24 protein-coding genes are annotated in these 23977 nt (G+C 72.8%); 16 read left to right on the forward strand and 8 right to left on the reverse strand.

The genetic code is table 11. The annotated features are described in order from the left end of the window. Positions 1 to 540: CDP-alcohol phosphatidyltransferase family protein (locus M4J07_RS17425; RefSeq protein WP_255972880.1), on the reverse strand; the 540-nt coding region annotated here is incomplete at its 3' end. 76 nt (positions 541 to 616) lie between these two features. Between M4J07_RS17425 and M4J07_RS17430 the strand changes: the two genes are divergently transcribed. After that, positions 617 to 1159, forward strand: a complete 543-nt coding sequence (locus M4J07_RS17430; protein ID WP_255972881.1) for a GNAT family N-acetyltransferase — start codon at positions 617 to 619, stop codon at positions 1157 to 1159. A gap of 13 nt (positions 1160 to 1172) precedes the next feature. Here M4J07_RS17430 and M4J07_RS17435 read toward each other — a convergent pair whose 3' ends face one another. Then, entirely contained in the window at positions 1173 to 2189 is a 1017-nt protein-coding gene (locus M4J07_RS17435) for an MDR family NADP-dependent oxidoreductase (RefSeq protein ID WP_255972883.1), read from the reverse strand. Between the two features lie 101 nt (positions 2190 to 2290). On the opposite strand from M4J07_RS17435, the gene M4J07_RS17440 reads away from it, so the two are divergent. Both M4J07_RS17440 and M4J07_RS17445 read left to right on the forward strand, forming a co-directional pair. Next, on the forward strand, positions 2291 to 3166 hold the full coding sequence (locus tag M4J07_RS17440) for a LysR family transcriptional regulator (protein ID WP_255972885.1): 876 nt from the start codon (positions 2291 to 2293) through the stop codon (positions 3164 to 3166). Between the two features lie 233 nt (positions 3167 to 3399). After that, positions 3400 to 3543 (forward strand): hypothetical protein, encoded by a 144-nt coding sequence (locus M4J07_RS17445; RefSeq protein WP_255972887.1) that lies wholly within the window; start codon positions 3400 to 3402, stop codon positions 3541 to 3543. Positions 3544 to 3559: 16 nt separating this feature from the next. Here the strand turns inward: M4J07_RS17445 and M4J07_RS17450 are convergent, their stop codons facing one another. Continuing rightward, positions 3560 to 5134 carry a purple acid phosphatase family protein gene (locus M4J07_RS17450; protein WP_255972888.1) on the reverse strand — a complete coding sequence of 525 codons (1575 nt, stop codon included), beginning with the start codon at positions 5132 to 5134 and terminating at the stop codon, positions 3560 to 3562. 129 nt (positions 5135 to 5263) lie between these two features. On the opposite strand from M4J07_RS17450, the gene M4J07_RS17455 reads away from it, so the two are divergent. Both M4J07_RS17455 and M4J07_RS17460 read left to right on the forward strand, forming a co-directional pair. Then, entirely contained in the window at positions 5264 to 6313 is a 1050-nt protein-coding gene (locus M4J07_RS17455; RefSeq protein ID WP_255972889.1) for a 3-isopropylmalate dehydrogenase, read from the forward strand. A 261-nt stretch (positions 6314 to 6574) separates the two neighbouring features. After that, a complete protein-coding gene (locus M4J07_RS17460) occupies positions 6575 to 7663 on the forward strand; it encodes a branched-chain amino acid aminotransferase (protein ID WP_255972891.1) in 1089 nt (362 codons plus the stop codon). 66 nt (positions 7664 to 7729) lie between these two features. On the opposite strand, the gene M4J07_RS17465 is transcribed toward M4J07_RS17460, so the two are convergent. Both M4J07_RS17465 and M4J07_RS17470 read right to left on the reverse strand, forming a co-directional pair. Further along, positions 7730 to 8821: a S1 family peptidase gene (locus tag M4J07_RS17465; protein WP_255972893.1), complete on the reverse strand. Its 1092-nt coding sequence runs from the start codon at positions 8819 to 8821 to the stop codon at positions 7730 to 7732. Positions 8822 to 8964: 143 nt separating this feature from the next. Further along, a complete protein-coding gene (locus tag M4J07_RS17470) occupies positions 8965 to 9630 on the reverse strand; it encodes a TetR family transcriptional regulator (RefSeq protein WP_255972895.1) in 666 nt (221 codons plus the stop codon). Positions 9631 to 9777: 147 nt separating this feature from the next. Between M4J07_RS17470 and M4J07_RS17475 the strand changes: the two genes are divergently transcribed. The 6 genes from M4J07_RS17475 to M4J07_RS17500 all read left to right on the forward strand — a co-directional run bounded on the left by M4J07_RS17475 (position 9778) and on the right by M4J07_RS17500 (position 16290). Beyond that, complete coding sequence (locus tag M4J07_RS17475; protein WP_255972897.1) at positions 9778 to 10713, forward strand: zinc-binding dehydrogenase; 936 nt, start codon at positions 9778 to 9780, stop codon at positions 10711 to 10713. Positions 10714 to 10865: 152 nt separating this feature from the next. Beyond that, on the forward strand, positions 10866 to 11561 hold the full coding sequence (gene ureA, locus M4J07_RS17480; protein WP_255972899.1) for an urease subunit gamma: 696 nt from the start codon (positions 10866 to 10868) through the stop codon (positions 11559 to 11561). Continuing rightward, positions 11558 to 13270 carry an urease subunit alpha gene (locus tag M4J07_RS17485; protein WP_255972901.1) on the forward strand — a complete coding sequence of 571 codons (1713 nt, stop codon included), beginning with the start codon at positions 11558 to 11560 and terminating at the stop codon, positions 13268 to 13270. The genes ureA and M4J07_RS17485 overlap by 4 nt, the downstream gene beginning before the upstream one ends. A 10-nt stretch (positions 13271 to 13280) precedes the next feature. Further along, entirely contained in the window at positions 13281 to 14312 is a 1032-nt protein-coding gene (locus tag M4J07_RS17490; RefSeq protein WP_255972903.1) for an agmatine deiminase family protein, read from the forward strand. Position 14313: 1 nt separating this feature from the next. After that, the gene (locus tag M4J07_RS17495; protein WP_255972905.1) at positions 14314 to 14910 is read left to right on the forward strand and encodes a TetR/AcrR family transcriptional regulator; all 597 of its coding nucleotides are present in this window, start codon (positions 14314 to 14316) and stop codon (positions 14908 to 14910) included. A 114-nt stretch (positions 14911 to 15024) separates the two neighbouring features. After that, the gene (locus M4J07_RS17500; protein ID WP_255972907.1) at positions 15025 to 16290 is read left to right on the forward strand and encodes a hypothetical protein; all 1266 of its coding nucleotides are present in this window, start codon (positions 15025 to 15027) and stop codon (positions 16288 to 16290) included. Here the strand turns inward: M4J07_RS17500 and M4J07_RS17505 are convergent. The 3 genes from M4J07_RS17505 to M4J07_RS17515 are packed head-to-tail and all read right to left on the reverse strand — an operon-like array spanning position 16277 to position 18524. Next, positions 16277 to 17134, reverse strand: coding sequence for a 5-oxoprolinase subunit C family protein (locus M4J07_RS17505; RefSeq protein ID WP_255972909.1), 858 nt, complete (start codon positions 17132 to 17134; stop codon positions 16277 to 16279). The two genes, M4J07_RS17500 and M4J07_RS17505, sit on opposite strands and share 14 nt — an antisense overlap. Beyond that, positions 17131 to 17775, reverse strand: a complete 645-nt coding sequence (locus M4J07_RS17510) for a 5-oxoprolinase subunit B family protein (protein WP_255972911.1) — start codon at positions 17773 to 17775, stop codon at positions 17131 to 17133. The genes M4J07_RS17505 and M4J07_RS17510 overlap by 4 nt, the downstream gene beginning before the upstream one ends. Next, on the reverse strand, positions 17772 to 18524 hold the full coding sequence (locus M4J07_RS17515) for a LamB/YcsF family protein (RefSeq protein ID WP_255972957.1): 753 nt from the start codon (positions 18522 to 18524) through the stop codon (positions 17772 to 17774). Before M4J07_RS17515 ends, M4J07_RS17510 begins: the two co-directional genes overlap by 4 nt. A gap of 180 nt (positions 18525 to 18704) precedes the next feature. On the opposite strand from M4J07_RS17515, the gene M4J07_RS17520 reads away from it, so the two are divergent. The 5 genes from M4J07_RS17520 to M4J07_RS17540 all read left to right on the forward strand — a co-directional run bounded on the left by M4J07_RS17520 (position 18705) and on the right by M4J07_RS17540 (position 23722). Next, positions 18705 to 19448, forward strand: coding sequence for a DUF969 domain-containing protein (locus M4J07_RS17520; RefSeq protein WP_255972913.1), 744 nt, complete (start codon positions 18705 to 18707; stop codon positions 19446 to 19448). Next, positions 19445 to 20407: a DUF979 domain-containing protein gene (locus M4J07_RS17525; RefSeq protein WP_255972915.1), complete on the forward strand. Its 963-nt coding sequence runs from the start codon at positions 19445 to 19447 to the stop codon at positions 20405 to 20407. Before M4J07_RS17520 ends, M4J07_RS17525 begins: the two co-directional genes overlap by 4 nt. Before the next feature lie 9 nt (positions 20408 to 20416). Continuing rightward, entirely contained in the window at positions 20417 to 21073 is a 657-nt protein-coding gene (gene pcp, locus M4J07_RS17530; RefSeq protein ID WP_255972917.1) for a pyroglutamyl-peptidase I, read from the forward strand. Between the two features lie 285 nt (positions 21074 to 21358). Continuing rightward, complete coding sequence (locus M4J07_RS17535; RefSeq protein WP_255972919.1) at positions 21359 to 22327, forward strand: DUF2891 domain-containing protein; 969 nt, start codon at positions 21359 to 21361, stop codon at positions 22325 to 22327. An 81-nt stretch (positions 22328 to 22408) separates the two neighbouring features. Next, the gene (locus tag M4J07_RS17540; RefSeq protein ID WP_255972921.1) at positions 22409 to 23722 is read left to right on the forward strand and encodes an MFS transporter; all 1314 of its coding nucleotides are present in this window, start codon (positions 22409 to 22411) and stop codon (positions 23720 to 23722) included. Positions 23723 to 23977: the final 255 nt, after the last annotated feature.

A 23977-nucleotide genomic window follows, 5' to 3' on the forward strand; every position in this document is an offset into this window, starting at 1 on the left:
TACCGCCGCCGTGACCGCGGACCCCGCGGCGATCACCGCGAGGACCGGCACATACCAGCCGGACGCCGCCGCGAGCACGGCCAGCGCGCAGCGTTCCGTCTTGCCGACCGGGCCGCCGTTGCGGCGCGGGGCGCCCGCCGCGGCGCCCGCGAGCGCGACCCAGGAGGGGAGCGTGGCCGCGAGCGCCGCCGTCGCCACCAGCCAGAGCGGGGCCACCGTCAGGAAACCGGCGAGCAGCGCCAGATCGGCCGCCCGGTCGCCGAGTTCGTTGAGGACCGCGCCCCGGCGCGTCGTGCGGCCGGTGTCCCGGGCCAGGGCGCCGTCCAGGTTGGCGAAGGCGAGCCGCGCCGCCACCAGGACCGCGACCGGCAGCGCGGCGAGCGGCGCGGGCAGGAACGCCAGGGCCGCGCCCGCCGCGCCGCCGCACACCACGCCCGCCCACGTCAGCGTGTCGGGCGAGACGCCGTGCGCCGCGCACCCGGCGCGGACACCGGCGAGCCGGTTCGCGTACCAGGGCTTGAGGGAGTAGAGGCCGTTCATGGCGTCGACTCTGCCGCCGCGCCGGGGCGGCCGTATCGGGGCACGTACTCAAGTGCGCCCTGAGTACCGTGTCCCGGTGACCACCCTGCGCACCGCCCACACCGCCGACCTCGCCGGTGACGGTGAACTGACCGCCGTCCGCGCCCTGTTGGACGCCGCCTTCCACGGCGACTTCTCCGACGCCGACTGGGCGCACTCCCTCGGCGGCGTCCACGCCCTCGTGCACGACGACGCGGGCGAACTCGTCGCCCACGGCTCCGTCGCCCAGCGCCACGCCGTCCACGAGGGCCGCACCCTGCGCGTCGGGTACGTGGAGGCCGTCGCCGTCCGGCAGGACGCACGGCATGCCGGGCTCGGCGGGCGCGTCATGGGCGCCCTGGAGCGGGTGATCGGGGCCGCCTACGACCTCGGCGCGCTGTCCGCCTCCGAGGAGGGCGCGCGGCTGTACGCGGCCCGGGGGTGGCTGCGCTGGGACGGCCCGTTCGCCGCCTACGGTCCGGACGGCGTCGTCCAACTCCCGGACGAGGAACCGCCGTTCCTCTTCCCGGCCGCGGCCGCCCGCGCCCTCGACCCGTCCCACCGGCTGCTCGTCGACTGGCGGGACGGTGACATCCTCTGAGGGACCGGCGCGGCTAGGCGGCCGCCCGCACGACGATCTTCCCCAGGTTCTCGCCGCGCAGCATCCCCAGGAACGCCTCCACGATCCGTCCGAACCCGTCCACCACGGTCTCGTCGAGACCGATCCGGCCGCTCTGCAGGTGCGGCACCGCGAACGCGTACAGCTCCTCCTGCACGTCCTGGTGGTGGGCGACCAGGAACCCCTCGATGCGCAGGCTCTTCTCCACCACGTCCGCGTGGTTGAAGAGGACCGGCGGCGCGTCCGTGCCGGTGTCGTACTGGCCGACCGTGCCGATCCGCACCACCCGGCCCCGGTCGCGCAGCGCCCCGATCGCCGCGCCCAGCTGCTCCCCGCCGACGTTGTCGACGAAGACGTCGATGCCGGTCGGCGCCGCCTTCGCCAGCTGGTCGGCGACCGGGCCGCCCGTACGGTAGTCGAAGACCTCGTCGTAGCCGACGTGCTCGGTCAGGTACGCCGCCTTCGCGGCCGAGCCCGCGCTGCCCACGATCCGCCCGGCCCCGAGCAGCCGCGCGATCCGCCCGGTCGCCGTGCCCACGCCCCCGGCCGCCGCCGACACGAACAGGTCCTGCCCCGGCCGCAGTTCGGCGATCCGGGTGAGTCCCACGTACGCCGTCAGGCCCGTACCGCCGAGGATGCTCAGGTGCGCCGAGAGCGGCACCCCGTCGAACGACGGGACGTGCCGGACCTCCTCCGGACGCACCACGGAGTGGGTGCGCCAGCCCTGCCGGTGGAAGACGATCTCGCCCTCGGCCAACGCGGGGGTCCGCGAGGCGGTCACCCGGCCGAGTGCGCGGCCCTCCAGCGGCGTGTCCAGGGCGAAGGAGCCGTAGGGCGACTCGTCCATCAGCTCGCGGTGGTAGGGGTCGACGGACCAGTAGAGGTTCTCCACCAGGGCCGTGCCGGGGGCCGGTTCGGGGACCGGCGACTCGACGAAGCGGAAGTGGTCGGCGGTGGCGGGCCCGTTCGGGCGGGCGGTCTGCTGCACGGTGACGGCGAGGTCATTGCTCATGTCCGTGACCGTAGGAAGGAATGCGTGCGCCGGGCAGGGGGTTGCGCTCATACACCGGCCGCGGCCATGAGCGGTCCTCATAGAAGCAGGTGGGACCGTACGTGACTCCGTCGAACGACCTCGCGCCGCACGAGCTGCGGATCCTCGTGGCGGTGGCGGACGAGGGCGGCTTCTCCGCCGCCGCGGCCGCCCTCGGCGTGACCCAGTCCGCCGTCTCCCACTCCGTGCGCGGCAGCGAGCGCAAGCTCGGCGCCGTCCTCTTCGCGCGAGGCCGCTCCGGCGCCCGGCCCACCGACGCCGGTACGAAGGTCGTCGGCCACGCCCGCCGCGTCCTGCGCCTGCTCGCGCTCATGGCGGCGGAGGCCCGCGCCGAACCCGGTACCGTCCAGGGCCCGCTGCGCATCGCCGCGTTCCGCAGCGCCGCGCTGCACCTGCTGCCGCCCGCCCTGGAGGCGCTCGCCGCACGGCACCCCGGCATCGAGCCCGAGGTGCGCGTGGTGCGGGACGTCGGCGCGGGCACCGCGGGGGAGGTCGCGGCCGGGCGCGCGGACCTCGCGATCGCCACGCTCGGCGGCAGCGGCCCGCTGCCGGCCGGGCTCGTCGGCGACGTGCTCGTCGAGGAGGAGTACTCCCTCGTGCACCCGGCCGGCCATCCGGCGCCGCGCACGCTCCCGCTCGTCGACTGGACCGAGAACTGCGGCTCGTACACCCGCGACTGGTGGGCCGCCCAGGACTGGATCCCGCGCGCCACCGTCCGCGCCGAGGACGACGGCACCGTGCTGTCCATGGTCGGCACCGGACTCGGCATGGCGATCATGCCGGAGCTCGCGCTGCGCGGGGCGCCGTCGACCGTCGAGATCACCGACCTCGGGCCGGACCGGCCGGTCCGTTCCGTCGGGTACGTGACCACTCCCGAGCTGGCCGGAACCGGACCGGTCCGTGGCCTGATCCGCGAGCTCAGGGGTCTGAAGGCGTGAGAGCCGTCTCAGATAGTAGGAAGTCCGAGTAATTGTGGAGACAGAAGCAGAGACCTGTCCTAGCTTTGTAGGAGCCGAACGTCTCGCCCACCTGGCGAAGGGCGGCAGTGAGTCGGAGCACCGGGCAGGCAACCCCTGCAGCTCCCCGCTCCCCGCCCCTTCCGGCGCCTCGAAATCCCCGTAGGTGCGCGCACTTTCGCGCGTCCCGATGTGATCTCAAGGAGTCGATCACCATGGCCACTGCGACGCCCGTCCGCCGCCGAGTCCGTCACGTCTCCCCGTCGAGCGAAGCCGACCGGCAGACCGCGAAGATCGCCGCCGCCGCCCTCCAGCGCGCACTGGACCGCAGGGACAACGGCGGCGAGACCGGTCACTGAGACCGGTCCCTGCGCCTCACGCTCCCCGTCGCACCTCGAAGTGGTCGATGCGCTCGCCGCTCTCGGCCAGCGCGGAGACCTTCATCCTGCCCTTCTCCACCTCCACCGCGAGGAACGAGAAGCCGGTGTACCGCACCCGGGACCACTCCACGGTGTCCGGGTCGGGCAGACGTGACGTCGTCCAGTGGAAGGTGACGATCGAGTCCCGGTCGTGCACGTTGCCTTCGTAGCTGTCCTTCACGCCGAGCCCGAAGCCATAGAGGTCCTTGCCGGCGCCGCCCGCGGTGACGTACACGATGCCGTCGCGCGTCGGATCGGTCGACGCGCCGACCGGCACCGGCCTGCCGACCTCGCCGTTCCCGCCGCCCTTGACCGCGTCCGTGCGCTCGTACACGTGGTTGTGCCCGTTGATCACCAGGTCCACCTGGTGCTTGGTGAAGAGCGGCAGCCACGCGTCGCGGACCCCGCCGTCCGACGCGTGGGTGGACGTCGAGTACATGCAGTGGTGGAAGAAGACCACGACGAACTCGATGTCGTCGCGCGCCCGCAGCTCCCCGAGCCGCCTGTCCAGCCATGCGGTCTGCTTGCCGTCCGTGCAGCCCTTGTTGGCGGGGATCTCGTACGAGACGTCGTTCGCGTCGAGCGCGACCACGCCCACGTTCCCGTACGTGAAGGAGTAGACGCCGGGAGCGTTCGCCGGGTCCGGGCCGTTGCCCGGCAGCGACCAGCGCGCGCTCTGCCCGCCGTAGCCGTTCGGCGAGTACCAGGCCTCCATGTCGTGGTTGCCGGTCGTCACCATCCACGGCACCGACTTGGCGACCGTCTCCGTCTGCGCGAGGAACTGGTCCCACACGCGCGCGTCGTACGTGTCCGACTCCTTGCCGTGGCCCGTGGAGTCGGCGTAGCAGATGTCGCCCGCGTGCAGGTGGAAGGACGGGTTCTGGCCCAGGATCACCTGGTCGTTGGCGAGCGCGTCATAGCTGACGCCCTGGTCGCCGAAGGCGGTGAACACGAACGTCTCCGGCGCCGCCGGGGCCGTGCGGAACGTGCCGAGCGTGCCCAGGCGCTCCGCGTCCGCCGGGTCGAAGCCGTCGTGGCCGACGCCGTAGTAATAGGTCGTGCCCGGCTTCAGGCCGTCCAGGGCGACATGCAGATAGTGCTGCTCGACCGCCGGCAGCTTCTTCGACAGCGACGGCGTGTGCAGCGCGCGGACCTCGGCCTCGACCTTCCGGCTCAGCTCCCACGGCTTCAGCCCGACCCGTACGTAAGGGCGGTCGACCGCGAACGGCACCTGCCAGGAGACCCGCATCTGCGTCTTCGGGTCGGCGCCGAAGGCGAGGTGCCGCCCGAAGGGCGCGACCAGCGAGCCGTCGACCCGCACGGCGGCCCGGCGGATCTGCACGGGCGCGGCGTACACCGGCGACGCCGCGGCCGCCCCGCCGCCACCGAGCAGCGCCGCCCCGCCGACCGTGGCCGCCGCCCCGGTCAGGGCGCGCCGCCTGCTGAACTTCGTCCGGAGGTACTCGTGCTGCTCGGGCATGCTCATCCGGCGGGCGAGCTGTGGGGGGATGCCGACGTTCGGAGTGTCCATGACCGAAAACTTCCCAGTAACCTCCAACTCCCGCCAGACATAAGGATGAACAAAGGGGAACGGAAACCTGGCTGTCCGGATGGTGGACATCGCATGTCATCCCATGGGACAAGGAGTACGGTGCTGTGCATGTCGGCAAGTACTCGCATCCTCAATCTCGCAGTGATCCCCGGTGACGGCATCGGCCAGGAGGTCGTGGCCCAGGGGCTCAAGGTCCTCTCCGCCGTCCTTCCGCAGGACGTGAAGCTGGAGACCGAGGAGTTCGACTTCGGCGCCAAGCGCTACCACGCGACCGGTGAGACGCTCACCGACGCCGACCTCGACGCCCTCAAGAAGCACGACGCCATCCTGCTCGGCGCCATCGGCGACCCCTCGGTCCCGTCCGGCGTCCTGGAGCGCGGCTTCCTGCTCAAGCTCCGCTTCGCCTTCGACCACCACGTGAACCTGCGTCCGTCGAAGCTCCTCCCCGGCGTCTCCACCCCGCTCGCCGGCCAGCCGGAGATCGACTTCGTCGTCGTCCGCGAGGGCACCGAGGGTCCGTACACCGGCAACGGCGGCACGATCCGCAAGGGCACCGAGCACGAGGTCGCCACCGAGGTCTCCGTCAACACCGCGTTCGGTGTGGAGCGCGTGGTCCGGGACGCCTTCGCCCGCGCCCAGGCCCGCCCCCGCAAGAAGCTCACGCTGGTCCACAAGAACAACGTGCTGACCTTCGCGGGCCACCTGTGGACGAACGTCTTCAACAAGGTGGCGCAGGAGTTCCCCGAGGTCACCACCGACTACATCCACGTCGATGCCGCGACGATCTACCTCGTCACCGACCCGGCCCGCTTCGACGTGATCGTCACCGACAACCTCTTCGGCGACATCATCACCGACCTCGCCGCGGCCGTCTCCGGCGGCATCGGCGTCGCGGCCTCCGGGAACATCAACCCGGGCCGCGAGTTCCCCTCGATGTTCGAGCCCGTGCACGGCTCGGCCCCGGACATCGCGGGCCAGGGCAAGGCCGACCCGACCGCCACGGTCCTCTCGGTCGCCCTCCTCCTGCGTCACCTCGGCTACGAGTCGGAGGCCGAGCGCATCGAGACCGCCGTCTCCGCCGACCTCGGCGAGCGCGGCGACTCCGTCCGCTCGACCGAGGAGATCGGCGACGCGCTCGCCGCCCGAGTAGCCGGCTGACCCGGCGCTCACCACAGCACGGCAGCAGCCGCCGGGTCGCACACCGCGCCCGGCGGCTTCTCGTATGCGGCCTCCGGGTGCCACCATCAACACCTGGGCCGCATCACACCACGGCACTCACCTGGTCCGTTTCGAGCACACCTCGCCACGCGCGATAATCGAACGCGGGGCCGCGATGTACGTGGAAGCTCGGACGTCCTAGTACAAGGAGTGCAGGCGTGAGCGCGGTCCGTCACAACCAACGGTGAAGGACACGCAACCATGACGACGCCCACGATCGAGCTCAAGCCCTCCTCGACCCCGCTGTCCGCGGCGGAGCGCGAGGCGATCCTGGAGAGCCCCGGATTCGGCCGCCACTTCACCGACCACATGGTCACCGTCAAGTGGACCGAGGGCCGCGGCTGGCACGACGGGCAGCTCGTGCCCTACGGGCCGCTCTCCCTCGACCCGGCCACGAACGTCCTGCACTACGCGCAGGAGATCTTCGAGGGCCTCAAGGCGTACCGCCAGCCCGACGGCACCGTCGCCACCTTCCGCCCCGACATGAACGCCAAGCGCTTCCAGCACTCGGCCTGGCGCCTGGGCATGCCCGAGCTGCCGGTCGAGACGTTCATCGAGGCCTGTGACCTGCTCGTCCAGCAGGACAAGGACTGGGTCCCGGCGCACGGCGGCGAGGAGTCCCTCTACCTGCGCCCGTTCATGATCGCGACCGAGGTCGGTCTCGGCGTGAAGCCGGCGAGCGAGTACCTGTTCATCGTCATCGCCTCCCCGGCCGGCGCGTACTTCTCCGGCGGCGTGAAGCCCGTCTCCATCTGGCTCTCCGAGGACCGCGTGCGCGCCGTCCCCGGCGGCGTCGGCGACGCCAAGACCGGCGGCAACTACGCGGCGTCCCTGCTCGCGCAGGCCGAGGCCGCGGCCAAGGGCTGCGACCAGGTCGCCTACCTCGACGCCGTCGAGCACAAGTGGGTCGAGGAACTCGGCGGCATGAACCTGTACTTCGTGTACGGCGACAAGATCGTCACGCCGACGCTCACGGGCTCGCTGCTCGCGGGCGTCACCCGCGACTCGCTCCTCCAGGTCGCTCGCGACCTCGGCTACGAGTCCGAGGAGGCCCGCGTCTCCATCGACCAGTGGCAGGCGGACTCCGAGTCCGGCGCCCTCACCGAGGTCTTCGCCTGCGGCACCGCCGCGGTCATCACCCCCGTCGGCACGGTCAAGCGCGCGAGCGGCGAGTGGCAGCAGTCCGGCGGCGCGGCCGGCGAGGTCACGATGAAGCTGCGCGACGCCCTGCTCGACATCCAGCGCGGCAAGACCGCGGACACGCACGGCTGGATGCACCCGCTGGGCTGATCCGGCCCGCGTCCCGAAGGGCCGCACCCCGGCGGGGGTGCGGCCCTTCGGCGTACCGTACGGCGGTCAGTAGACGTTGACCCCGTACGCGCTCAGCGCCTCCCGCACCGGCTGGAACAGCGCGGAGCCCACCCCGTTCGTGCAGGTGCCGCCGGAGCCCGAGTGGATGCCGAGCGCCGTCGTGCCGGAGAAGTGGGCGCCGCCGCTGTCGCCGCTGCTGGAGCAGACGTTCGTGCGCGCCATGCCGTAGACGGTGTTGCCGTCGGAGTAGTTCACGGTGACGTTCGTGGCCGTCACCGACCCGGACGTCAGATGGGTCGTCGAGCCGCTCTTGCTGTCGGCCTGGCCGACGACCGGGTCGGCGGCGGACGTGATGTCCTGGTAGCTGCCGTTCCAGAGGTTGACGTTGCCGGCCGGTGCCGAGCCGTCGGTGTACTTCACGATGCCGTAGTCGTTCGTCGGGAAGCTGGTGCCGGTGCGCTGTCCGACGACGGCGCCGCCCGAGACGGCCCGCCAGTCCGTGGCCGCGTTCGTGCAGTGCCCTGCGGTCACGAAGTAGCGGGTCGACCCGGACGACACGTTGAAGGCGGCCGAGCAGCGGTACCCGCCGCCGTAGATCGCGTCGCCGCCCGCGACCTCCTGGGTGAACTTGCCGCCCACGGACCGCACCTGGACGGCTCCGTCCTGCGCGGCGGCCACCTTCTTCAGCCGGGCGAGCTCGGCCGCCGACACGGTCGAGTCGACGTCGACGACGACCTGGTTGCGTCTCGGGTCGACGCCCCAGGTCGTGCCCGGTATCTTCGCGCCCTTCTCCAGCGCGCCGATGGAGGACGCCAGCCGGGCGCCCGAGCGCGCGACGACCTCGGCCCGCGCCCCGGCCGCCCGGACGGTCGCCGCGTCGGCGGTGCTGGTCACCGTGACGACCAGCTCGCCCGTCTCCTGGTCGAGGTAGCTCCCGGCGTCCCGCGCGCCCAGTTCGCGCTCGACGGCCGCACGGGTGCGCAGCAGATCGGCGTCCGCCCGGACCCCGTCCGCGGCGAGGGGGGTTCCGGCCACCGGCGCGGGCGTCGGCGCGGCCCCGGCGGTGCCGAGGGGGAGCAGGGCGAGTGCGGCGCCGAGCGCCAGGGACGCGTACCGCTTGCGGGGCAGAGCGGGCATGGGGGTGCCTCCTGATGGTGGGGGGTGGTGGCTGGTGAGCCGTCAGGAGTCAACCGGGGCAGGGGAGTTGGCGCGAGAGTGCAAGTCCAGACCTTTCGGATCTGTACCCGGCCCTCTTGTGTGGATTTCGTGAAGCGAGGCGGTCAGGCGTGGGGCGTCGCCGTCAGGGCGAGGCTCTCCGGCACGGCCGCGAACGCGACCTCGACCGTCGCGGCGAGACCGGCCGCCGTGGGGTGCGAGCCGCTCTCGGTCCACCGCTCCAGGGCCCGGTGGAAGGCGGCGACGAGGAGGTCGACGGCGAGCCGGGGGCGCAGGTCGTCCGCCGGGTCGGCCAGGTCGAACCGGCGTCGCGCGATCTCCACGGCGGCGCGGCTGGTGCGGTCGCAGAACTGCAGGCCGTGCGCGTCCATCGACGGGGTCCGTGCGGCGAGGCGGCGGCTGGCCAGTGCGCGGTCGGCCCAGCCGTCGTCGGGCATCCGGCGGATCGCCCGCAGCAGCGCGTCGTGCAGGACCTGGACGAGCGGCCGGGCCGGCCCGGCGGCCGCGTGGTCGAGCTCGTCGAGGAAGGCCGCCCACAGGTCCTGCGTGGGGGCCATCGCGACGTCCTCCTTGCTGCTGAACGTCCGGAAGAAGGTGCGCTTGGAGACCTCGACGCTGTCGCAGAGCTCGTCGAGGGTGACGGCGCCGAAGCCCCGCTCCGTGAACAGGTCGAGGGCCGCGTCGATCAGCGCCTGGCGGGTGCGCCGCTTCTTCCGCTCGCGCAGTGAGGGGGCGGGTGCGGGTGCGGACGGCGGTGCGGTCTCGGCCATGCCGGGAGTGTATCCGGGTGGCCAGTGCCCCTTGAGCGCTAATGCCACTCAGTGGCAGAATCTCGGTCGTGCGGTCGGCGCCTGTCGTGCCGTCGACCGTCGCGCTGCCCGTCGCTGTCTGCCGAAGCCTGCCGAAAGGTGCTGCTCATGCGTGCCCTGCTCGTCGACCCCGACGCCCCCGGAAAGCTCCGTCTCGGCACCGCCCCGGAGCCCGAGCCCGCCGCCCACCAGGCCCTGGTCCGGGTCACCGCGACCTCCCTCAACTACGGCGAGGTCCGGTTCGGCCCCGAGTTCGCCGGGCCCGGCGCCGTCCTGGGCTGGGACGCGGCGGGCGTCGTGGAGCGCCCCGCCGCCGACGGATCGGGACCCGCTGCCGGCACCCCCGTGGTCACGCTCGGTGAGGCGGGCGGCTGGGCCGAGCTCCGCGCCGTGGACACCGACCGGCTCGGCGTCGTGCCCGAGGGCGCCGACCAGGGCGCCATCGCCACGGTTCCGGTCGCCGGGGCCAGCGCCGCGCGTGCGCTGGACCGGATCGGCCCGCTGCTCGGCCGCCGTGTCCTGATCACCGGCGCCACGGGCGGCGTCGGCCGGTACGCGGTCCAGCTCGCCCGGCTCGGCGGCGCCCGCGTCGTGGCGAGCACCGGCGACCCCGGCCGGCACGGCGCGGCCCTGCGCGACCTCGGGGCGCACGAAGTGGTGGCGGACCCGGTCGAGGTCGAGGGCCTCCTGGACGGTGTCGTCGACGTGGTCGGCGGGCGCCGGCTCGTCGCCGCGTACGACCGGTTGGCGGGCGGCGGCACGCTCGTCGCCGTCGGGCACTCGGGCGGCGACGGCGAGAGCTTCCCGTACGGCGCGCTCTACGGGGACGCGGGGCGGCACGACCGGTCGATCGTGACCTTCCACCTTCTGGAGTGCGCCGGGGTCGCCCGTGATCTGGAGCGGCTCGCCGGCATGGTCGCGCGTGGCGAGCTCGACGCGGGGATCTCCTGGCGTGGCCCGTGGGGGAAGGCGGCCGATGCCGTCGAGCTGCTGCTGAACCGGCGGCTGCACGGCAAGGCGGTCCTGGACATCGGCACCGACTAGCGCGCCCCGGCGCGTCCCGGCGTACTCCGGCACGCCCTGTCACCCATTAGAGCGATGCTCAATGAGGCATATCCGCAGGTGGCCCTGTATTGCTTTCGATCTCCGAAGGATAGGTTTAGAGTGGCGTTCTAAACCTGAGGAGGTGTGACGGCGTGCGACTGACCCCCACCGAGCGCGACCGCCTGCTGCTGTTCGGCGCGGCCGAGCTCGCCCGGGCCCGCAAGGCCCGCGGCCTGCGGCTCAACGTGCCGGAGGCGACCGCGCTGATCGCGGACACCGTCTGCGAGGCGGCCCGCGACGGGCGGCGGCTCGCCGAGGCCGTCGAGGCGGCCCGGTCCGTGCTCGGGCCCGACGACGTGCTGCCGGGCGTCGCCGACGTCGTCACCGAGGTGCACGTCGAGGCGGTCTTCGACGACGGCTCGCGGCTCGCGGTCGTCAGCGACCCGATCGGCGCGACCGAGGGGGACCGGGCGCCGGGCGCACTGCTGCCGGGACCGGAACACACGGACCCCGCACCGGAGTTGACGCTGACCGTCACCAACACCGCGACCGTCCCCGTCTCCGTCACCTCGCACTTCCACTTCTTCGAGGCCAACCCGCGGCTCGACTTCGCCCGGGACGAGGCGTACGGCATGCGGCTCGCGGTGCCCGCCGGGTCCTCGGTGCGGTTCGGGCCGGGGGAGAGCGCCGAGGTCGGGCTCCTGCCGATCGGCGGCGCACGGATCGCCATCGGGTTCGCCGGGCTCGTCGACGGACCCCTCGACGCCCCGGGCGCCCGCGAGGAGGCCCTGCGCCGCGCCGCCGCCTGCGGCTACCTCGGAGTCGACCAGAAGGAGGACGGGCGATGAGCCGCCCCGGAGGCCACCCCGCCGAAGCCCGCCGGCTGACCCCGCACGAGTACGCGGCCACCCACGGCCCGCGCGCCGGCGACCGGGTCCGCCTCGGCGACTCCGGCCTCACGATCGAGGTCGAGTCGGACTCCCAGGCGTACGGGGACGAGTTCCTCGCCGGGTTCGGCAAGACGGCCCGTGACGGACTGCACCTGAAGGCCGCCGCCGTCCGGGACACCTGCGACGTCGTCATCAGCAACGTCGTCGTGATCGACGCCGCGCTCGGCATCCGCAAGGTCTCCATCGGCATCCGCGAGGGCCGCATCCACGCGATCGGGCGGGCCGGGAACCCGGACACCCTCGACGGAGTGGATGTCGTCGTCGGCACGGGCACCTCCATCGTCTCCGGCGAGGGGCTGATCGCCACCGCCGGAGCCGTCGACACCCACGTCCACCTCCTCTCCCCGCGCATCATGGAGGCCTCGCTCGCCTCCGGCGTGACGACGATCATCGGGCAGGAGTTCGGCCCGGTGTGGGGCGTCGGGGTCAACTCGCCGTGGGCGCTGAAGCACGCCTTCTCCGCGTTCGACGCCTGGCCCGTGAACATCGGCTTCCTCGGCCGGGGCTCGTCCTCGCACGGAGCACCGCTCGTCGAGGCCCTCGCGGAGGGCGGCGCGTGCGGGTTCAAGGTGCACGAGGACATGGGTGCGCACACCCGCGCCCTGGACACGGCGCTGCGCGTCGCGGAGGAGCACGACGTCCAAGTCGCCCTGCACAGCGACGGATTGAACGAGTGCCTGTCGGTCGAGGACACCCTCAAGGTGCTGGAGGGTCGCACGATCCACGCCTTCCACATCGAGGGCTGCGGCGGCGGACACGTACCGAACGTCCTCAAGATGGCGGGTGTCCCGAACGTCATCGGGTCCTCCACCAACCCCACCCTGCCCTTCGGCCGGGACGCCGTCGCCGAGCACTACGGCATGATCGTCTCCGTCCACGACCTCAAGCCCGACCTGCCCGGCGACGCCGCCATGGCCCGCGACCGGATCCGGGCGGGGACGATGGGCGCCGAGGACGTGCTGCACGACCTGGGCGCGATCGGCATCACCTCGTCCGACGCCCAGGGCATGGGCCGCGCGGGCGAGACCGTGCGCCGCACGTTCGCGATGGCCGGGAAGATGAAGGCCGAACTCGGCGACCCGGGCGTCGGCCACGACAACGAGCGCGTCCTGCGCTACATGGCCAAGCTGACCATCAACCCCGCCATCGCCCACGGCCTCGCGCACGAGATCGGCTCCCTGGAAGTCGGCAAGATGGCCGACATCGTGCTGTGGCGCCCCGAGTTCTTCGGCGCCAAGCCGCAGCTCGTGCTGAAGTCCGGCTTCCCCGCCTACGGCGTGGTCGGCGACCCGAACGCCGCCACCGACACCTGCGAACCCCTCGTCCTGGGACCGCAGTTCGGTGCCCACGGCGCGACCCCCGCCGAACTGTCCGTCGCCTTCGTCGCCCAGGCCGCCGTCGACCAGGGCCACGACGGGATGCCGACCCGCAGGCGCCGCGTCGCCGTGCGCGGCACCCGCGGCATCGGACCGGCCGACCTGCGCCTCAACTCCCGCACGGGAGCGGTCGACGTCGACCAGCGCACCGGACTCGTCACCCTCGACGGCGAACCGATCCGCTCCGAGCCGGCCGACTCCGTCTCCCTCAACCGCCTGTACTTCCTGTGAGGTCTCCCCGATGACGTACTTCATGCCGCCCGAGTGGGCACCGCACGAGCGCACCTGGATGGCGTGGCCGGGCCCCAACCCGACCTTCACCGACGGCCAGGAGCTGGCCGGCGCGCGCGCCGCCTGGGCGTCGGTCGCGAACGCCGTGCGGGGCTTCGAGCCGGTGACGATGGTCGTCGGCACCGGACAGCTCGACTCGGCCCGCGAACTGCTCGACCCCGCCGTCGAGCTGGTCGAGCGTGACCTGGACGACGCGTGGATGCGCGACATCGGTCCGACCTTCGTGAAGGAGGCCGGCACCGGGCAACTGGCCGCCGTCGACTGGACGTTCAACGGCTGGGGCGCCCAGGACTGGGCGCGCTGGGAGCACGACTCCAAGATCGCCCGGCACGTCGCCGACCTCACCGGTGTGCCCGTGCACGCCTCGCCCCTGGTGAACGAGGGCGGCGGCATCCACGTCGACGGCGAGGGCACCGTCCTGCTGACCGAGACGGTCCAGCTCGACCCGGACCGCAACCAGGGCTGGTCCAAGGAGCACGTCGAGGCCGAGGTCCACGCCCGGATCGGCACGTCCAAGGCGATCTGGCTGCCGCGCGGACTCACCGGCGACTACGGCGAGTTCGGCACGCGCGGGCACGTCGACATCGTCGCCGCGTTCGCCGCGCCCGGCGTCGTCCTCGTCCACTCCCAGGAGGACCCCGCCCACCCCGACTTCGAGGTCAGCCGGGAGATCATCGGCGTGCTGTCCGGGCAGACCGACGCCCAGGGCCGCCCCCTGGAGATCGTCGAGGTGCCGGCCCCCACCGTCCTCACGGACCCCGACGACGGCTCCTGGGTCGACTACTCGTACATCAACCACTACCTCTGCAACGACGGCGTCGTCCTGTGCGGCTTCGACGACCCGAACGACGAGCGGGCCGCGGCGGTCTTCCGCCGGCTCTTCCCGTCCCGCACCGTCACCCTCGTCGACGCCCGCACGGTCTTCGCGGCCGGCGGCGGCATCCACTGCATCACCCAGCAGCAGCCCGTGGCCGGGGCGTGAGATGAGCCGCCGTCCCGCCCCGCCCCTGGACACCGTCCTCGCCCGGGCCATGGAGATGATCGCCGACAGCGGACTCGACGGGCTCACCATGGCCGCGCTCGGCCGCGAGGTCGGCATGAGCAGCGGGCACCTCGCGTACCACTTCGGCTCCAAGGACGAGCTGCTGCTGCGCACGCTGGAGTGGAGCGAGGGGCGACTCGGCGACGAGCGGCGGCAGTTGCTCGCGGGCACGGGCACCGCACGCGAGCGCCTCGACGCGTACGTCGACCTGTACGTGCCCGACGGCCACCGCGACCCGCACTGGACGCTCTGGCTGGAAGTGTGGAACCGCTCGCGGGGCGCCGACGACCGGGCCCGCGAGCGGCAGGCCGCCATCGAGCGCGCCTGGCACCGCGACCTCGTGGCGCTGCTCGCCGAGGGCACCTCCCGCGGCGAGTTCGGGGCCGTCGACCCGGACCGGTTCGCGGCACGGCTGCGGGCGCTGCTCGACGGGTTCTCGATCCATGTGGCGATCGGGCTCCGGGGGACCGACCGGGATCAAGTCCTGGCCCACGTCAGGGAGTTCGTCGAGGAGGGGCTTGTGGTACAGGACGCCTGACGGGGCGTCCAGGTTGTACGTCATCCGAGGGATTGCCCGTTTCTCCCCGGTGCGGTTGTATCGCCGTGAGCCCTCGGCGCAGGGCCGGGGGACGTGCGTCTTACGGGGGATGCGATGAACAGAAGGATGTGTGCCGCCGTCGTGGCGGCCGGGGTCGCCGTGGTCATGGGGGCGACCGGCCCGGTGTTCGGGGCGCAGGACCGGGGCGGCGCGACCGAGCGGGTCAGCGTCGCCGCGGACGGTACGCAGGGCGACGGGCCGTCGGGCGGCGCCTCGATCAGCGGCGACGGGCGGTACGTCGTCTTCTCGTCCGAGGCGCGGAACCTGGTGCCGGGCGACACGGACGGGGACACCGACGTCTTCCTGCGCGACACCCGGCGCGGCACGGTCCAGCGGATCGGGGACGGCGGTTACGCCCCCTCGATCAGCGGCAACGGACGGTATGTCTCCTACCGGGGCCACACCGGGAGCGTCGAGGGCCACGACTACTACTCGGGCTACTTCCTCCACGACCGCAGGACCGGCCGCACCGAGGTGATCAGCCTCTCCGACGACGACACACCGGTGAGCGGGGGCTTCGGCACCGCCGCCGTGATGAGCGCCGACGGGCGGTACGTGGTCTTCGACTCGCCGCTCAGCGAGAACGGCGACACAAGCGACAGGACCTCGTACGGCATCTATCTGCGGGACCGCGAGAAGGGCACGACGCGCCTCATCAGCCCGACGGTGTTCACGTCCGGGTACTGGACCCTGGGCAGCGCCACGATCAGCGCCGACGGGAGCCGGATCGGATTCTCCGCGGGGCAGGTCAAGCCGGGATTCGAGAGCCGGATCTACGTCCACGACCGGCGCGCCGCGACGACCGGGGTCTTCGCCGTGAACAACGCGGGACAGCCGTACACCCAGACCACCGTGCCCACGTTCAGCGGGGACGGCCGGTACGCCGCGTTCACCTCCAGCGACCCGGCCCTGGTGCCGGACGACACGAACAACACGTACGACGCGTTCGTGCGCGACCTGCGCACCGGGGACACCCGGCGCGTGTCGCTGAACGCGAACGGCGGTCAGTCGGAAGGCAGTTGGGGCGGAGCGCGGATCAGCGCCGACGGCCGGTACGTGGCCTTCACCTCGGCCGCGACGGACCTCGTCGCGGGGGACACGGCCCGGGGGCCGCTGTTCCTCCGGGACCTGAGGACCGGGGTGAACGTCCGGGTGAGCGCCGGGCAGGACGGTGCCGAGAGCGACAACCAGGCCCTGCCGAGCGCCGCGCTCAGCCGGGACGGTTCGGCCGTGGTGTTCGGCTCGGACGCCACGAACCTCGTCCCGGGCGACACGAACGGGACGGCGGACGTGTTCGTCCGCCGCCTCAGCCGACGGTGAACCGCACCGGGGTGCCGGGCACCGCCTGCGCCGCCGCGGCCAGGGCGGATTCCGGGACGACGGCGATCACCGGGTAGCCGCCGGTCGTCGGGTGGTCGTGCAGGAAGACCACCGGGCGGCCGTCCGGCGGCACCTGGACCGCGCCGAGCACCATGCCCTCGCTGGGCAGCTCGCCCGCCGACTCCCGCTCCAGGGACGGCCCTTCGGTGCGCAGACCGATCCGGTTGCTGTGCGCCGAGACGGTGAACGTGGCGGTCAGGAAGGTGCGCACGGCCGCCGGCGTGAACCAGTCCGCGCGGGGGCCGAGCAGGACCGGCAGGACGAGCTCGGCCGGGGGAGCCGGCCACGGCGCCGCCACCGGGAGCGCGGGGAGCGGGTGGGCGCGGCCGACCGGGAGCACGGTCCCGGCGGCCAGCGGCGCCGGGCCGAGGCCCGACAGGAGGTCGGCGGACCGGCTGTCGAGCACCGGGTCGACGGCGAGACCGCCGGCGACCGCGACGTAGGAACGGACGCCGCTGGTGGCCGGGCCCGCGTCGAGCGTGGCGCCGGCCGGGACGTGCACCGGGCTGCCCCACGCCGCGGGGCGGCCGCCCACCGTGACCGGGCACGGGGCGCCGCCGACCAGGACGGTGACCGGTCGGTCGGGGCGCAGGGCGCAGCCCGTGAGGGTGGTCTCCAGGACGGCCGCGTCGGCGGGGTTGCCGAGGAGCCGGTTGGCCAGCCGCATCGACGGCGCGTCGAGCGCGCCGGAGCGGGGAACTCCCAGGTGGGCGTGGCCCGCCCGGCCCGCGTCCTGCACCGTGGTGAGGGCGCCGGGGCGGGTCACGGTCAGTTTCGCCGTCATCGGCCGTCCGCCTCCGTGGGCCGGAACCGGACCTGCGTCCCGGGAGACAGCAAGGCCGCCCGCTCCCGCGACGGATCCCACAGCGGCGTCGGATCGGGCATCGTGCCGATGATCTGCCAGCCGCCCGGCGTCGCCCGCGGGTAGACCGCCGAGTACGGGCCGGCGAGGGCCACCGCGCCCGCCGGGACACGGGTGCGCGGGGTCGCGTGCCGGGGCACGTGCAGTTCCTCCGGCAGTCCCGTCAGATATCCGAATCCGGGGGCGAAACCGCAGAAGGCGACGCGGTACGTGTACGCGGCGTGCCGCGCGGCCACCTCGTCCTCGGCGACGCCCCACAGCTCGGCGACCCCGGCCAGGTCGGGGCCGTCGTACACGACGGGGATCTCCACGACGGCGCCGTCCGCGGGCGGCGCCGTGGGGACGTCCAGGTCCGCGAGCCGGCGCGCCAGCGCGGCCGGGTCCGGGACACCGTCGAGCAGGACGGTCCGGGCGCCCGGCACGATCTCGGCCACCGGCGGCAGCGTGCCCGCGGCGCGGCGGCGCAGCAGCTCCGCGTGGAAGGCGCCGGTGCGCTGCGCGTCGGGAAGCTCCACCAGGAGCGCATGGCGCCCGGCGGGCCGCACGGTGAGACCCGCGCTCATGCGAACGCACCCACCCGCACGCCGGCGTCCTCCAGGGCCACCCGCACCCGGGCCGCGATCCGGGCCGCGCCCGGGGTGTCGCCGTGCACGCACAGCGAACGGGCCGCGACCGCGACGTGCGAACCGTCGGAGGCCGTGACCCCGCCGTCCACCGCGAAGCCGACGGAGCGGCGCACCACCGCGTCGGTGTCCTCGACCACGGCACCCGGCTCGCGGCGCGGCACCAGCGTGCCCTCGGGGGTGTACGCGCGGTCGGCGAACGCCTCCCGCACGGGCCGCAGACCCGCCTCCTGCGCGGCGTCGAGGAGCCGCGAACCGGGCAGGCCGAGCACCGGGAGCGCGCCGCCCGCGAGCGTCACGCCCGCGATCACGGCACGGGCCTGCGTCTCGTCGCGCACGGTCCGGTTGTAGAGCGCGCCGTGCGGCTTGACGTACGCCACCGTGGCCCCGGCCGCCTCCGCGAACACCCGCAACGCGCCGATCTGGTACGCCACTTCGGCCGCCAGCTCGTCCGCGGGCACGTCCATGGCGCGGCGCCCGAACCCGGCGAGGTCCCGGTACGAGACCTGCGCGCCGATGCGCACCCCGCGCTCGGCGGCCAGGTCGCAGACCCGGCGCATCACGGACGGGTCGCCGGCGTGGAAGCCGCAGGCGACATTGGCACTGGTCACGACGGAGAGCAGGGCCTCGTCGTCGGTGAGGGTCCAGCGGCCGAAGCCTTCGCCGAGGTCCGCGTTGAGGTCGAGCACTTCCTGGATCACGTCTTCAACGTAAGGGATTGTTGAACGATTCGACAAGAGTCTCATTGCGGCATCGACCGGCCTCCGGCTCTTGTTCGATCGTTGAACGATCACCTAGGGTCCGTGCATCCCCCACGGAAGCGGCGTGTCCGGTTCCGTGCCCCCTCGTGCCCTGAAGAAGGCCGCCGCATGATCGTTCTTCTCGGCGTGCTCGTGGTGATCCTCGGATTCGTCACGCGCCGCAACCCCGTCCTCGTGGTCGGTGTCGCCGGTATCGCCACCGGACTCCTCGGCAAGATGAACCCGCAGGAGATCCTCGCCGCCTTCGGCAAGGCGTTCGCCGACAGCCGCTCCGTCACCGTGTTCGCCATCGTGCTCCCGGTGATCGGGCTGCTGGAGCGCTACGGCCTGCGCGAACAGGCCCGCACCCTGATCGGGAAGCTCGGCAGGCTGAGCGCCGGCCGCTTCCTCACCGTCTACCTCCTGGTCCGCCAGGTCACCGCGGCCTTCGGGCTCAACAACCTCGGCGGCCCCGCGCAGACCGTGCGCCCGCTCGTCGCCCCCATGGCCGAGGCCGCCGCCGAACGCACCGCGGGCGCGAAACTCCCCGAGAAGCTGCGCGAGAAGGTCCGCTCCTACTCCGCGTCCGCCGACACCGTCGGCCTCTTCTTCGGCGAGGACTGCTTCATCGCGATCGGCTCGATCCTGCTCATCACCGGCTTCGTGAACTCCACCTACCACCAGGAGCTCGAACCCACCCAACTCGCCCTGTGGGCCGTTCCGTTGGCGGTCTGCGCCTTCGTCATCCACGGCGCCCGGCTGCTGCTGCTCGACAAGAAGCTGGAGCGCGAGATGGCGCTCGCCGCCGCCGAGAACGACCTGCCGCTGCCGCAGCAGCCGTCGGGCCAGTCCCGTGAGGAGTCCGCCAAGTGATCAAGGTCGAATGGCTCTACTGGCTGATAGGCCTCGTCTTCGTCGTCATGGCCGTCCAGATGGCGATGGACCGCACCAACCCCAAGCGCTGGACCTCCGCGGCCTTCTGGGGACTGCTCGGCCTCACCTTCCCGTACGGCACCGGGGTGGCCACCGGCGCGACCTGGACGCTGCCCGCCGAACCCCTCGGCGTCGCCGTCCTCGCGCTCATCGTGCTCGCCGGGTTCAACTTCATCGGCAAGGGCGTGCCCGTCACGACGACGGGGGAGCAGCGGGAGGCGTCGGCCGCCCGCCTCGGCAACAAGCTCTTCGTCCCGGCCCTGACGATCCCCCTCGTCGCCATCGTCTGCGCCTCCTTCCTCGACGAGTCCGGCCTGTTCGAGACCGGCAAGGCCACGCTCATCGGCCTCGGACTCGGCTGCATCGCGGCACTGGTCGTCGGCATGCTGGTGACGGGCGAGCGCAAGGTGTCCGTCCCGGTCCACTCCGGCCGCTCGATGCTGGAGGCGATGGGCTCGGCGCTCCTGCTGCCTCAGCTCCTCTCCGTCCTCGGCTCGATCTTCGCCGTGGCCGGGGTCGGCACCCAGGTCGGCAAGATCGTCAACGGTGTGCTGCCCGACAACTCCAAGTACCTGGCCGTGATCGCGTACTGCGTCGGCATGTTCCTGTTCACCGTGATCATGGGCAACGCGTTCGCGGCGTTCCCCGTGATGACCGCGGCGATCGGCTGGCCGGTCCTCATCCAGCAGATGCACGGCAACGAGCCGGCGATCCTCGCGATCGGCATGCTGGCCGGCTTCAGCGGCACGCTCTGCACGCCCATGGCGGCCAACTTCAACATCGTCCCGGCCTCGCTCCTGGAGCTGAAGGACCAGTACGGGCCGATCAAGGCGCAGGCGCCGACGGCGCTCGCGCTGCTCGGCTGCAGCACCGTGATCATGGCGCTCTTCGCGTTCTAGGAGGTTCACATGTCCGGGTCGACCACCCGCGTTCTGCTCACCGGTTTCGAACCCTTCGGCGGGGAGGCCGTGAACCCGTCGTGGCAGGCGGCGTCCCTCGTCGCCGCGGAGCCGCCGGACGGGGTGAGCGTGACGGCCGTCCAGCTGCCGTGCGTCTTCGGGGAGTCGGTGGCGGCGCTGCGGCGTGCGGTCGCCGAGGCCCGGCCCGACCTGGTCGTCTGCCTCGGCCAGGCGGGCGGGCGGCCCGGCGTCACCGTGGAACGGGTGGCGCTGAACGTGGACGACGCGCGGATCCCCGACAACGCCGGGGCCCAGCCGATCGACGAGCCGGTGGTGCCGGGTGGCCCGGCGGCTTACTTCTCGTCCCTCCCCGTGAAGGCGTGTGTGGCGGCGATGCGCTCCGCCGGGGTGCCGGCCGCGTTGTCCAACACGGCCGGCACGTTCGTCTGCAACCACGTCGCGTACGGGCTCGCCCACCTCCTGGCCACGGAACTCCCCGGCGTCCGGGGCGGTTTCGTGCACGTCCCCTGGGCCCCGGCCCAGGTCCCGGACGGCACCGCCCCCGCGCTTCCTCCGGAGGTTGTGGCGGTGGGTGTGCGGGCCCTGTTGCAGACCGCAGCGTCCACGAGCACCGACCTCCGGGTGACCGAGGGCGCCACCCACTAGGCGCGGTTGGCTCCGCCTGGGTGTGGGCGGGTGCGGCTCCGGTGGGGGTTGCCCGCGCAGTTCCCCGCGCCCCTGGAGGTGCGCACTTCGTGCGCCACCTCCATCAGGGGAAAGCGCGGCGAAGCCGCAGCTTTCAGGGGCGCGGGGAACTGCGCGACCAGCCCCCACCGGACCCGCACCCGAAGGGATCGCCCCCACCGGACCCGCACCCGAAGGGATCGCCCCCACCGGACCCGCACCCGAAGAGCGACCACCGAAACGCCCACGACCACCGAAAGGACCCCCATGCTCACCCCGGAGGGCACCGCTCAGCTGGCGGCAGCCAATCTCACGCGCGAGTTCCCCAACTTCACCGCCCACCTGACCACCTCCACGGACGACCGCCCACGCCCCCGCGACCTCCACCCCGCCTTCTACGGCGCCTACGACTGGCACTCGGCCGTGCACATGCACTGGCTGCTGCTGCGGACCCGCCCCGAGGCCCACGCCGACGTGCTCGACCGGCACCTGACCCGGGAGAACCTCGCCGTGGAGGCCGAGTACCTGCTCGCCCACCCGGGCTTCGAGCGCCCCTACGGATGGGCGTGGACCGTCGCGCTGGCGGCCGAGTGCCGCGGCACCCGGTGGGCCGGCGCCCTCGAACCCGCCGTCGCCGCCGTCGAGGACCTGCTCACGCGGTGGCTGCCGAAGGCCACGTATCCCGTGCGCCACGGCATCCACACCAACAGCGCCTTCTCCCTCGGCCTGATCCTGGACACGGGGGAGCGGGCCGGACTCCGGGCCGCGACCCTGGAGGCCGTACGGGACCGGCTGCGCGGCTGGTTCGCCGACGACCACGACGCCCCCGCCCACTGGGAACCCTCCGGCCAGGACTTCCTCTCGCCCGCCCTCACCGAGGCGGACGCGATGCGCCGGGTGCTGGACGCGGCGGAGTTCGAGGAGTGGCTGGACCGGTTCCTGCCGGCCCTGACCACCGGCGCCCCGTGCGCGGTCCTCGACGTACCGGTCGTCTCCGACCACGCCGACCCGCACATCGGCCACCTCCTCGGCCTCGCCCTGTCCCGCGCCGCCGCCCTGCGCCACCTCGCGGACGCCCTCCCCGACGGCCCGGCCCGCACCCGGCTGACGGACGCCGCCGAGGCCCACCTCGCCGCCGGCCTCCCGGCCGTGGACCGCGGCGACTTCACCACCGACCACTGGCTCGCCACGTTCGCCGAACTGGCGCTCACCGCCCCGCGTTCCGGAACGCAATGAACACAATGAACGCAAGTACGCGCGATCGTTGCGCAGTACACCCTTGTCACCGGGCGGCGCGTTCCCGCATCGTGGCCGGTCATGGGACGAGAGCAATGGAAGAAGATCCTGGTCGGCTCGGCCGGGAACATGGTCGAGTGGTTCGACTGGTTCGTGTACGCGAGCTTTGCGACGTACTTCGCGGGAGCCTTCTTCCCCGACGGCAACCCGACCGCCCAACTCATGAACACCGCCGGCATCTTCGCCGTCGGCTTCTTCATGCGCCCGGTGGGCGGCTGGCTGCTCGGCCGGGTCGGTGACCGCAAGGGCCGCAAGGCGGCGCTGACCCTCACGGTCACCCTGATGTCGGCGTCCGCCGTGCTCATCGCGGTCGCGCCCACCTACGAGGTCGCGGGCTACGGCGGCGCCGTCGTCCTGCTCGTCGCCCGCCTCCTGCAAGGACTCTCGGTCGGCGGCGAGTACGCGGCCAGCGCCACCTACCTCACCGAGGCCTCCGACCCGAAACGGCGCGGCTTCGCCTCCAGCTTCCAGTACGTGTCGATGACGGCGGGCCAGATCGTCGGCCTCGGCCTGCTGATCGTCCTGCAGCGCACCCTGTCCGACGACGCCCTGCACGGCTGGGGCTGGCGCATCCCGTTCATCGTCGGCGCCCTCGGCGCGGCGATCATCTTCTACCTGCGCCGCAACATGCTGGAGACCGAGGTCTACGAGGAGTCCGCCGACGCCGACGGAGCCGTGGGCGGAGACGACAAGGGCACCATGAAGGCCCTGTGGGCGCACAGGCGCGAGGCGTTCCTCGTCATCGCGCTCACCATGGGCGGCACCGTGGCGTACTACACGTACACGACGTACCTCACCAAGTACCTGTCCAACTCCGCTGGCCTGAGCAAGCAGACGGCGACGCTCGTCTCCTTCTGCGCGCTCATCGTCTTCGCCTGCCTGCAGCCGCTGGCCGGCGCGCTCTCCGACCGCATCGGACGCCGCCCGCTGCTGATCACCTTCGCCGTCGGCTCGACCTTCCTGACGGTGCCGATCATGACGCTGCTCCAGCACGCGGGCTCGTTCTGGCCGGCCCTCGGCCTGTCCCTGCTCGCGCTCGTCGTCGTCACCGGCTACACCTCCATCAACGCCTGCGTGAAGGCCGAGCTCTTCCCGACCGGCATCCGCGCCCTCGGCGTCGCCCTGCCGTACGCCATCGCCAACGCCCTCTTCGGCGGCACCGCCGAGTACGTCGCCCTGTGGTTCAAGGACGGCGGCATGGAGGCCGGCTTCTACTGGTACGTGGCCGGCTGCGCCGCCGTGTCGCTGATCGTCTACCTGACCATGCGCGAGACCCGCGACATCGACCTGAACCGGGTCAAGACGTCCGACGCCGCGCTGGAGCCGGCGGCCTGACCGCATCGTGAGACCACAGTCCGGGCCCGGCCCGGGCTGTGGCAGACTGCGGGCGTGCTCTCGTTCGCCATGATTATTGGCAGCAGGCGCGCCGGTCCGCAGTGACCACCTCGTACGACCCGGTATAGGTGGACACCGTCGTCCTCGACCCGCGCGCAGACCTCTCGCACCCGCGAGAGGTTTTTCTGTTTCTGGCCCACACTCAGCCAGGCGGACCGCGCGAGGGATCATAGATGGACGGTGGAGCCGGTCATT

It is taken from the genome of Streptomyces longispororuber, from assembly GCF_024448165.1.
GTDB lineage: Bacteria > Actinomycetota > Actinomycetes > Streptomycetales > Streptomycetaceae > Streptomyces > Streptomyces longispororuber_A.